Origin of the sequence: Acinetobacter sp. HA, from assembly GCF_000264725.1 — a bacterium.
Classification (GTDB): Bacteria; Pseudomonadota; Gammaproteobacteria; order Pseudomonadales; family Moraxellaceae; genus Acinetobacter; species Acinetobacter schindleri.
This window is the reverse complement of sequence record NZ_AJXD01000021.1, coordinates 1-10,406: the sequence shown is the minus strand read 5'-3', so window position 1 is coordinate 10,406 and position 10,406 is coordinate 1. Positions and strand designations below refer to the sequence as shown.

Here is a 10,406-nt window from a genome sequence, read left to right as displayed (position 1 = left end):
TAACTAGAGCGGAATATCACTTATAAATACGCTTTTAGTTGTTCAAACAAGTGGGACCACCTCTGTCCAATACTCGTATTGCATCACCAGAAGGTAATTTAAAAGAACCTTCTTTTCTTTCTACGGTAACCCCAGCATAGTTGGCAACTTTTTGTCGCGTACCAGTAAGCGTATTAAATAAAGAGGTTTTTCCACAATTTGGATTACCGACTAATGCAATGTTCTTAATCTTCATTGGATACTAACTCTACAAAAATTCTTTCAGCTTCATTCTTTCTTAATGCGAATCTTGAAGTTTCAATTTGAACTAAAACAGGATCTCCGCCAAAAACACCTTTAGCGAGTACTTGTAGAGTTTCACCCTCTCTAAAACCTAATAGTTGGAGCCGTTCCAATACGGGATCAGTGGTATGACTGTATTGATTACCTTTTTTGAGATCTCTAATTTTGACGATCTGATTTTGTTTAACTTGAAATAGATTCATTTTCGATACTCTTACTTCAAAGCCAAAATCTTTCGAGCGCCATTAAGCACGAATAAAGAAACCAGGATGCCAATGATTAAGTCTGGGTAAGCTGATCCCGTCCACGCCACGAGTACACCGGCAAATATAACGCCCATATTTACGACAACGTCATTCGCCGAGAAAATCCAACTGGCTTTCATATGTGCGCCATCTTCTCGATGACCAGAAATAAGATATAAGCATGTCACGTTAGCTATAAGTGCGAGCAGGCCAATAACAATCATGAGCGTTGATTCTGGCTCGCTTCCAAACATGAATCGTCTAATGACATCAATAATCACGATGACAGCAAGTAATAACTGAATCCAACCTGCGAAATGGGCTGCTTTCACTTGATATTTCGCAGCTTTTCCGACGGCATATAGCGCAATACCATAAACGGCTGCATCGGCAAACATATCTAGAGAATCAGCAATCAATCCTGTAGACGCAGCAATAATTCCGCTGATGAATTCTATAAAGAAAAGTAGAGCATTAATGCCTAATAACAGTTTAAGTACTTTAGCTTGTCTCACAGGATCAGGTTCATTAGGTACATCGCCTGAAGAAAGCTGTGTTTCATCAAGTTTCGCCCCAAAACCCAGTCCTTCAAGTTTGGCCGTAATTTGCTGACTCCCTTCATTATGGAAGACTTTCAGTTTTCGATTGGGAAGATCAAAAGTAAGACCTTTAACTGCTTCAATATCTGCAAGAGCCATACGGACCATTTGCTCTTCAGCAGAGCAATCCATTTTAGGAATGGTGTAGGTACTTGTTTGCTTAGCTTGTTGATTGCTTATATAAGTTTCAGTCTTCACAAGCTTTGCACCAAAACCCAAAGCTTCAAGTTTGGTAGTTATATTTTCATCTTTTTGATTATGTAGAACCTTTAAAGACCGGTTAGGTAAATCAAAGATGAGTTTTTGAACACCATCAATTGAAGATAGCGCCATACGAACCATCTGTTCTTCCGCAGAACAATCCATTTTGGGAACTAAGTATTCACTCATGTAGTGCGAATTTTTTAAAACGTCTTCAGTGCTTAAATTTTCTTTGGGATCAGAACCACAACAGGATTGAGCGGTATCTTCACAACTGTTTGAAGTGTTACAGCAAGGAGATGAAGATTTTTCTTCTTCCTCTTCACCACAACAGCTAAGCGTATTATTACAATTCTTTGAATTGTTTGCTTCTGCAATTGATGGATGATTTTCTTGTTGAGATTTCTTATCTTTGCATGGTGTTTCTTTACTACATCCACAACCACTCATAATTATACCCATTAAAAAAATTTATAAACTTTGAATATTAGAATCCCTATAGTTACTATAGAGTCAAGATTTTTTGGAAATACCAACTCAATGCATTTAAAAATTGGTGAACTCTCTAAAAAAACCTCATGTTCAGTATTAACAATTAGGTTTTATGAAAAGGAAGGTTTAATTCCGGAACCCGAAAGAACGGAAGGAAATTACCGCCTTTACGATATAGGCTATGTTGAGCGAATTAAATTTATTTTGAATTGCCGAACTTTAAATATGAGTTTGAATGAAATTCGTCAATTACTCACCTATAAAGATAATCCCAAGAAAAATTGTTCAGATGTGAATGAATTAATTGACTTACATGTCAGTGCTATCAGAGAAAATATAATCAAGCAACAAAAGCTTATTGAACAATTATCTGATTTAAGAGGTACTTGTGATGGTTTATGTACAATTGACCAATGTGGAGTTCTAAAAAATCTAGCTTGATTATCTAGACCTATGCTTTTTCAAAAACTCTGTATATCTTTACTTAAGGCTGCAAAAAGATTAAGGTGACTTAAATTTTGTGATCAGATCTTAGATAGCTTTGGTTAGCTTCCGATTGGTGTTTTAAATACAGATTTGTGTATGAAGAGAAAAACATTTCTAATCCAGATATTGGTACTCTTATTCACATTCCAGAATATTTGGAGTGTGGCAGAGGCTGCTTGTCTGCATGAAATGCCAAACATACCCAATTCAATACTCTCTAATCCAATCGATTTAGACGAAAAGAGTGATAGTCCTCGTCAAGCACTTTATTCCCTAGAAAACTATAAAGAAATCTATGACTATTGTCAGAAGGTTTGTTTTAACGAAAAGTGCAGTCATTTCTCAAATACAATCGTGATTCAGATTGACCCACCCGATGATCTGAAGCTTAAAGCTAATTTTGAGACCGGCATTACCCCAACTTATTTGGGAATAACTTTTTATAAACCCCCTTATCTGGATCAATTAACCCCGCCTCCCGATTTGCCCCTACTATTGGTGGGGTAGTCTTATAAAAGCCCACCACTCCTAATTTCATTATGCGTGGGGCATTTTCATGTCAAAAAACAAATTACATCAGGATACCTCCATCCTGAATTTATCCTGGTCAGCCTTAGGTAGCGGTATCTTGCTATCTGCAATGATCAGCTTCAGTACTTCCGTAGTCGCCAGTACTCAAGATTTAACGCTGCAGCAAGCTATTGAGCAGGTTAACCAATATCAAGCGTCCCAAAATTTCTGGGAAACGCAAAACAGCATTAATGCCACGAATCTTCAGCAAAGTAAGCTGTTTAAAAATCCTGAACTGTCAGTTGAACAAACGGGATTTGGTTCAAATAATGAAAAAGAGCTTACCATTGGCATATCACAACCCTTGGATATTTTTGGTGAGCGAAGAGCAAACCAAAAATTAGCCAGTCTCTCTACAGATAAAACAGCGCTGAAACAGAAGATTTATCAAGCACAAATTGAGCTTGCAGTGAAATATGTATGGTCACAACTGGCCATTGCTGAACTTGAAAAAAACATTGTCAATGAACAACTTCGGGTGAGCCAAGAAAACCTTCAAGCAATCGAAAAGCGCTTTAATGCAGGCAGTATTGCCCAAGTAGATGTAAATCGCGCACGTTTAAGCCATGCTGAAAATATCCGTCTTTTTAGACAGGCAGACTTACAGGTACAAGTGGCCACCCAACAATTATCAAATTTATGGGGTACGTCTGATAAGTCATTGCAGGTAAACCTCTCTTCACAAAAGCTCTGGCCAAAATCGACTCATGAACAGGTTCAAGAATATTTAGCGGAAAACTACGTTGAGAAATATCGAGCTTTACTGGTATTAGAGTCTCAAGCAACGGTTGATCAACTAAGGGCAAAGGCACGTCCTAACCCCACTTTAAACCTAGGTGTCAACCGCACCCAATCCTTGGAAAACTCCACACAAAATCAATTAGTAGTCGGAGTCAGTGTACCGCTTAATATTTTCGATCGTCAGCAAAATGGCATAAAAATCGCGCAAGAAAAAATGAACTTATTAGAGCGTCAGAAAGAGTTTTATCTGAAGCAAAATGCGCTGCAAATAGGCACAATTTTAACCGAGTTGCAGGGTTTAGAGCTGCAATTCAAAGTCGTTGACGAGACTCAAATTCCTTTGGCGACTCAAGTTCAAAGTAAGACGCTACAAGGTTTCTTGGCAGGCAAGTTTGCTTTAACCGATGTTCAGCAAGCCACGCTTCAATTACAAGACATCCGTCTGCGTAAAGTCCAGTTGTTACGGGATGGCTGGCAAAAGGCCATTGAAGCAGAAAGTTTGAGCTTAGGCATTAGCCCAAGTGAAGTCATGTCGAAAGATGCTATTGCACAAATCAATCAAAACTTATGGCAAGACATACAGGCCATGCCTGTCATTGGTGGGGGAAATTAACATGTTCGATCTTAAAAACAGCTTAAAAAAACAGAGCGGAAAAATCTCTCAACCTCTACTGATTAGTTTGGTTATCGGCGCTACCGTACTCCTCAGTATTTTTTTGATCTTAACTGGTAAGAATAAATCGGAAACATCAGATGAACATGCAGAGGAAGAAAGCGGAGAAGAACATGGCGGTGAAACCGAAGAGCATGCAGAAGGTGTGAGCCTGACTGCCAAGCAACTGGTGGAACAGGGCATACAATTATCAGCGGTCGATCAAGGCCCGGTGGTTAAATTAAGTTCTTATCCTGCCAAACTGAATGTGAATACTGACCAGCAAGCGCACGTCTCACCGAGTTTTAGTGGTCATGTAGAAAATGTCTATGTAGAACTCGGTCAAAAAGTTCAGAAAGGACAGCCTTTGGCTGCGTTGCTTGTTCCTGATCTAGTTGATCAGCAGGCCAATCTTAAAATTGAACAAACCAACCTTGAACTGGCGAAACAAGACTATGATCGTGAGCGTCAGCTTTGGTCACAGGGCATTTCAGCAAAACAGGACTATCAACGTGCTTATAACAGCTATAAACGGGCACAAATTCAGGTTCAAGCGGCCCAATCACGTTTAAGTGCATTTGGTGCAGTGAATGCCAGTAACGGACGCTATATTTTGAAAGCTCCCATTTCTGGCGTGATCAGTAAAAAGGATTTGGTTCTCGGGGAAAATGTTCAGTTAGCCGATCAACTCTTTACGATAGACCGGTTAGATCAACTCTGGCTTGAGTTTATTGTTCCAAATTCTGAAATTATGGGCTTAGCCCCGAATCAAAAGATCGAATTTAAATCCTTGCAAACAGAAAAGGTTTATCAAGCTGTTATTCAGACTTTAAATACTGAAGCGGATATTCAAACAGGTCGTCTTCAGGTGCGAGCAAAAGTTGAATCGAATGCAACCGAATTACGTCCAAACTTGATGGTGAACGTACAGTTGCAACAACGGAGTGAAAGTACCGCATTACGGGTACTTAAGTCCGCAGTTCAGAATGTCGATGGAAAAGATGTGGTTTTTGTCGCCACTCAGCATGGACAAAAAGTTGAATTCAGTCCGCAACCTGTGAAATTAGGGCAATCATCTGGGGAGAGCCAATGGATTGAAGTGGTGAGTGGGCTTAGTCAGGGACAAAAATATGCCGCTCAAGGCAGTTTTTTACTGAAATCCGAGCTGGAAAAAGGAGAGGCTTCACATGAGCACTGAAACTCCTCAAATTCCAGACCACGAATCGGTAAAACCTGAAGGACTGTTTGATCGACTGATCCAGTTTTCTATCCATAACGCAATCTGGGTCATGCTGTTTATTGCGGCTTGGATTGCTATTGGTATTTATAGTTATCAAAAGTTACCGATTGATGCTGTACCAGATATTACCAATACTCAGGTGCAGATTAACACTTCAGCCAATGGTTTTACGGCTTTAGAAATGGAACAGCGGATTACCTATCCAATTGAGAATGCCATGTCAGGCATGCCGAAAATGGAACAAACCCGTTCGATTTCACGCTACGGCTTATCGCAAGTGACCATCATTTTTGAAGATGGCACGGATATTTACTGGGCCAGACAGCTTATCAACCAGCGCTTGCAAGAAGCAATGGGAGAAATGCCTGAAGATGTGCAACCTAACATGTCGCCTATTTCGACAGGTTTAGGTGAAATCTATCAATGGGTGATTAAAGCCGAACCAAATGCTAAAAAGCCGGATGGGACCGCTTATTCGGCGATGGATTTACGTGAAATTCAGGATTGGATTGTAAGACCGCAATTACAGCGCGTAAAAGGCGTTGCGGAGATCAACAGTATCGGTGGCTTTAATAAAACCTATGTGGTTGCCCCTGATCTGAACCGATTGCAACAATTGCAAATTCCTTTGTCTGATTTACAAACTGCCTTAACAGAGAATAATGAAAACCGTGGTGCTGGCTATATTGAGAAAAATGGACAACAGCTAACGGTTCGTGTTCCTGGCACTTTAAACACGATTGAAGATATCCAGAACATCAGTATTGCCAATAAAAACGGCTATCCGATTCGGGTGGCAGATGTCGCCAATGTCTCAATTGGTCATGACTTGAGAACAGGGGCTGCAACCTATAATGGTGAAGAAACTGTATTGGGTATTGCCATGATGATGATGGGAGAAAATAGCCGTACCGTTGCTCAAGCCATTGATGAAAAGGTGCAATCGATCCAGCAATCGCTACCTAAAGGTGTGGTGATTGAGACTGTGTATGACCGTACGCATTTGGTTGATCGGGCGATCAAAACCGTTCAGAAAAATTTGATTGAGGGTGCAATCCTCGTCATTGTTATTTTATTTCTCTTTCTAGGTAATTTCCGTGCTGCGCTGATCACGGCTTGCGTTATTCCACTGTCAATGTTGTTTACCTTGACGGGAATGGCAGAGCAGAAGATTAGTGCAAATCTGATGAGTTTAGGGGCACTGGACTTCGGTATTATTATTGATGGTGCAGTGGTTATTGTAGAAAACTGTATCCGTCGGCTAGCAGAAGCTCAGAAGCTGAAAGGTGGTTTACTTAGCCGTTCTGAAAGATTTAAAGAAGTCTTCTTGGCTGCAAAACAGGCGCGTCGTCCTCTGATTTTTGGACAGTTAATTATTTTGGTAGTTTATCTACCTATCTTTACCCTGACGGGTGTAGAAGCCAAACTTTTCCATCCTATGGCAATGACGGTTGTACTGGCTTTAATTGGGGCCATGATTTTATCTGTCACTTTTGTGCCAGCCGCAGTTGCCCTATTTGTCACTGGAGAAGTCAAGGAAACCGAAAGTCGCTGGATGCATTGGCTTAAAACTAAATATGAATTGCTTTTAGATAGAGCCTATGAGCTTCGTTTATTTGTGACTATTGTGGCTGCCTGTATTTTAGTGCTTACGGGTGTGCTAGCTACTCAAACAGGTAGCGAGTTTGCACCTCAACTGGGTGAAGGTGATTTTGCTGTTCAGCAAATGCGTTCCCCAAGTACAGGGTTAGAACAGTCACTGAGAATGCAGGAAAATACTGAAAAGTTACTGTTGAAAGAATTTCCTGAAATTAAAGCAATCTTTGCCCGTACCGGTACAGCAGAAGTGGCCACAGATGTCATGCCACCCAACATTTCAGATGGCGTGGTACTGTTAAAACCTCATGATGAATGGCCTGATCCAAAACAAACGATTGATGAGCTTCGCCAAAGAATGATTACTTTCTTAGCGACATTGCCGGGAAATAACAGTGAGTTCTCGCAACCCATTGAACTGCGTTTTAACGAGTTAATTTCAGGGGTGCGAAGTGATGTGGGTGTCAAGTTATTTGGCGATGATATGGAAATTCTGAATCGTGAAGCGAATAAGATTTCTCAGAAAATTAAATCAATTTCAGGCGCGACAGCCGTTAATGTAGAGCAAACCAGCGGCTTACCCTTGTTGAATGTAGAGGTGGATAAGTCCAGAGCAGCACAATACGGCTTGTCGGTAAGAGCAATTCAGGATCTGGTGGCGACAAGTGTCGGTGGTCAAAATGTTGGAACCATTCTACAGGGAGACAAGCGTTTTGATTTTGTTATCCGTCTAGATGAATCCCAGCGTAGTCCCGAGCAGTTAGCGGTACTTCCTATTCAATTGCCAAATGGTGGTTTAGTCCAACTGCAAGATGTGGCACGCGTTGAAAATATCCTGGGTATTAATCAGGTCAGCCGTGAAAATGGTAAACGTCGGGTGGTTATTACTGCAAATGTAGAAGGACGCGATTTAGGCTCATTCGTAACAGAACTTCAGAGCACGTTATCCAAACAGGAATTACCAAGCGGTTATTGGATAGATTATGGCGGTCAATTTCAAAATCTGATGTCTGCAAAAGCGCGTATGCAATTGGTGGTTCCGCTCGCATTGTTGACGATCTTTATTTTATTGATGGCTGTATTCCATAATATCAAAGAAAGCTTACTGGTCTTTAGTGGTGTCCCGTTTGCCTTATGTGGAGGCTTAATCGCATTGTGGTTGCGTGACATTCCATTATCCATGTCAGCAGGGGTTGGCTTCATTGCACTATCGGGGGTGGCTGTACTGAATGGCTTAGTCATGCTCACCTTTATCAAAGAGTTGCGACAGCAATATGACCTTTATTATGCAACGTGGCAGGGTGCAATTTTGCGTCTTAGACCTGTGCTGATGACCGCTTGTGTGGCGTCCCTTGGGTTTGTCCCGATGGCTTTGGCAACCGGAACTGGGGCAGAAGTACAGAGACCTTTAGCAACAGTGGTTATTGGAGGAATTATCTCCTCTACCCTGCTTACATTGGTTTTATTGCCCGTACTGTACCGCTGGATGAATGAAAAGAAAGTTTCTTAATCCAATAGATTAGTCGATTTACAGCAGAGATATTGGCTGTTATCCAATATCTCTGCTCATCATAAATAGAATAAGGAAAATATTTTATGTCAGAACATCATGATCATAGCCATGCGGTTGTTACTGAAGAAAATAGTAAGAAGTTAATGGTTGCCTTAGGTTTAACGACTACTTTTTTAATAGTAGAAGTTGTCGCTGCTTTTATTACCCAAAGTTTGGCTTTGTTATCTGATGCAGCTCATATGTTTACTGATGTAGCCGCTTTAGCTATTGCTCTTGCCGCTATCAAAATTGGTAAAAAAGCCGCAGATGATAAAAGAACTTTTGGCTATCAGCGATTTGAAATTTTAGCGGCTCTGTTTAATGCGGTGATGCTTTTTGTGGTAGCAATATATATTGTATATGAAGCTTATCAACGTTTTACGAACCCTGCTGAAATTCAAAGTGTTGAAATGATGATTGTCGCGGTCATTGGTTTGGTCGTAAATTTGATTTCAATGAAAATCCTTTCTGCTAGTGCTGAAGGAAGTCTAAATATAAAAGGTGCATATTTAGAAGTTCTTAGTGATGCTCTAGGATCGATAGGCGTGATTATCGGAGGAATAGTTATTTATTTTACCCAGTGGATGTGGGTTGATACCGTAATCGCTGTGTTAATTGGCTTCTGGGTCTTACCTCGAACTTGGATTTTATTAAAACAAAGTATTAATATTCTGCTTGAAGGAGTTCCTGATGAGATTGATATTGAGTCGTTAAGAAATGATTTATTGAAGCTAGAGGGCGTTGAAGGGATTCATCAGTTGAAAGTCTGGGCTATATCCTCAAAAAATATTCATTTAACTGCTCATTTGGTTGCTCCGAATAGCAATCCAGATCAACTCTATCAAAAGGCCTTAGAAGTTCTAAAACATAATCATAATATTACTGAAATTACGTTACAAATAGAAAGTAAGGAATGTAATACATTGGAACAGCATAAACATTAAAGTGCTGCTCTTTCTACATAATGGACAGATGACTAGGCTGATAAACCTTACCATTTTCCTGTATTACACTTCTATTTATCACACGCACTTTAAACGGCACTGTTGCAAATAACCACGAATGGTAAGCTGAAGACTGTTTTAGCTAAAGGTGCAGCATATGAATCCTTTCCATGGTCGGCATTTTCAGGGCGAAATCATTCTTTGGGCTGTGCGCTGGTATTGTAAATATGGCATTAGCTATCGTGAACTGCAGGAAATGCTGGCCGAACGGGGTGTGAATGTTGATCACACGACTATTTACCGTTGGGTTCAACGTTATGCTCCTGAAATAGAAAAACGTTTACGCTGGTATTGGCGTAATCCTACAGATCTGAGCTCGTGGCATATTGATGAAACCTATGTAAAAGTGAATGGACGATGGTCTTATCTGTATCGTGCAGTCGATCAACGTGGCGATACCATTGATTTTTATCTTTCTTCTAGACGTAATACCAAATCAGCATATTGTTTTCTTGGAAAAATTTTAAATAATGTGAAGAAGTGGCAAATTCCACAAGTGATCAACACGGATAAAGCACCCACATATGGACGTGCTTTATCACGGTTAAAACGGGAAGGTAAATGTCCACCAGACCTTGAGCACAGGCAGATTAAGTATAAAAATAACGTGATTGAATGTGATCATGGCAAGCTAAAGCGGATCATCAGGGCCACATTAGGATTCAAATCTATGAAGACGGCTTATGCCACAATTAAAGGTATTGAAGTCATGCGTGCACTACGTAAAGGACAAGCATCGTCATTTT

At 40.4% G+C, this 10,406-nt stretch carries 9 protein-coding genes and 1 pseudogene; 7 read left to right on the top strand and 3 right to left on the bottom strand.

Annotated elements, in window-relative coordinates:
• Positions 1-40: 40 nt before the first annotated feature.
• The 3 genes and pseudogenes from HADU_RS05765 to HADU_RS05755 form a co-directional block, all read right to left on the bottom strand.
• Positions 41-235: pseudogene (locus HADU_RS05765) on the bottom strand (FeoB small GTPase domain-containing protein); the annotation flags it as partial.
• Positions 225-485 carry a FeoA family protein gene (locus HADU_RS05760; protein ID WP_004665962.1) on the bottom strand — a complete coding sequence of 87 codons (261 nt, stop codon included), beginning with the start codon at positions 483-485 and terminating at the stop codon, positions 225-227. The gene HADU_RS05760 and the pseudogene HADU_RS05765, both read right to left, overlap by 11 nt.
• An 11-nt stretch (positions 486-496) precedes the next feature.
• Positions 497-1,777 carry a cation transporter gene (locus tag HADU_RS05755; RefSeq protein WP_004781070.1) on the bottom strand — a complete coding sequence of 427 codons (1,281 nt, stop codon included), beginning with the start codon at positions 1,775-1,777 and terminating at the stop codon, positions 497-499.
• A 90-nt stretch (positions 1,778-1,867) separates the two neighbouring features.
• Between HADU_RS05755 and cadR the strand changes: the two genes are divergently transcribed.
• The 7 genes from cadR to HADU_RS05720 form a co-directional block, all read left to right on the top strand.
• On the top strand, positions 1,868-2,260 hold the full coding sequence (gene cadR / locus HADU_RS05750; RefSeq protein WP_004281856.1) for a Cd(II)/Pb(II)-responsive transcriptional regulator: 393 nt from the start codon (positions 1,868-1,870) through the stop codon (positions 2,258-2,260).
• 141 nt (positions 2,261-2,401) lie between these two features.
• Positions 2,402-2,812, top strand: coding sequence for a hypothetical protein (locus tag HADU_RS05745; protein ID WP_004733191.1), 411 nt, complete (start codon positions 2,402-2,404; stop codon positions 2,810-2,812).
• A 49-nt stretch (positions 2,813-2,861) separates the two neighbouring features.
• A complete protein-coding gene (locus HADU_RS05740; protein WP_004281854.1) occupies positions 2,862-4,229 on the top strand; it encodes a TolC family protein in 1,368 nt (455 codons plus the stop codon).
• Position 4,230: 1 nt separating this feature from the next.
• The gene (locus tag HADU_RS05735; protein ID WP_004281853.1) at positions 4,231-5,466 is read left to right on the top strand and encodes an efflux RND transporter periplasmic adaptor subunit; all 1,236 of its coding nucleotides are present in this window, start codon (positions 4,231-4,233) and stop codon (positions 5,464-5,466) included.
• Complete coding sequence (locus HADU_RS05730) at positions 5,456-8,614, top strand: efflux RND transporter permease subunit (RefSeq protein ID WP_008304332.1); 3,159 nt, start codon at positions 5,456-5,458, stop codon at positions 8,612-8,614. The genes HADU_RS05735 and HADU_RS05730 overlap by 11 nt, the downstream gene beginning before the upstream one ends.
• An 86-nt stretch (positions 8,615-8,700) precedes the next feature.
• The gene (locus tag HADU_RS05725) at positions 8,701-9,600 is read left to right on the top strand and encodes a cation diffusion facilitator family transporter (protein WP_008304330.1); all 900 of its coding nucleotides are present in this window, start codon (positions 8,701-8,703) and stop codon (positions 9,598-9,600) included.
• Between the two features lie 157 nt (positions 9,601-9,757).
• The coding region (locus HADU_RS05720; protein ID WP_004777953.1) for an IS6 family transposase at positions 9,758-10,406 on the top strand (649 nt) is incomplete at its 3' end.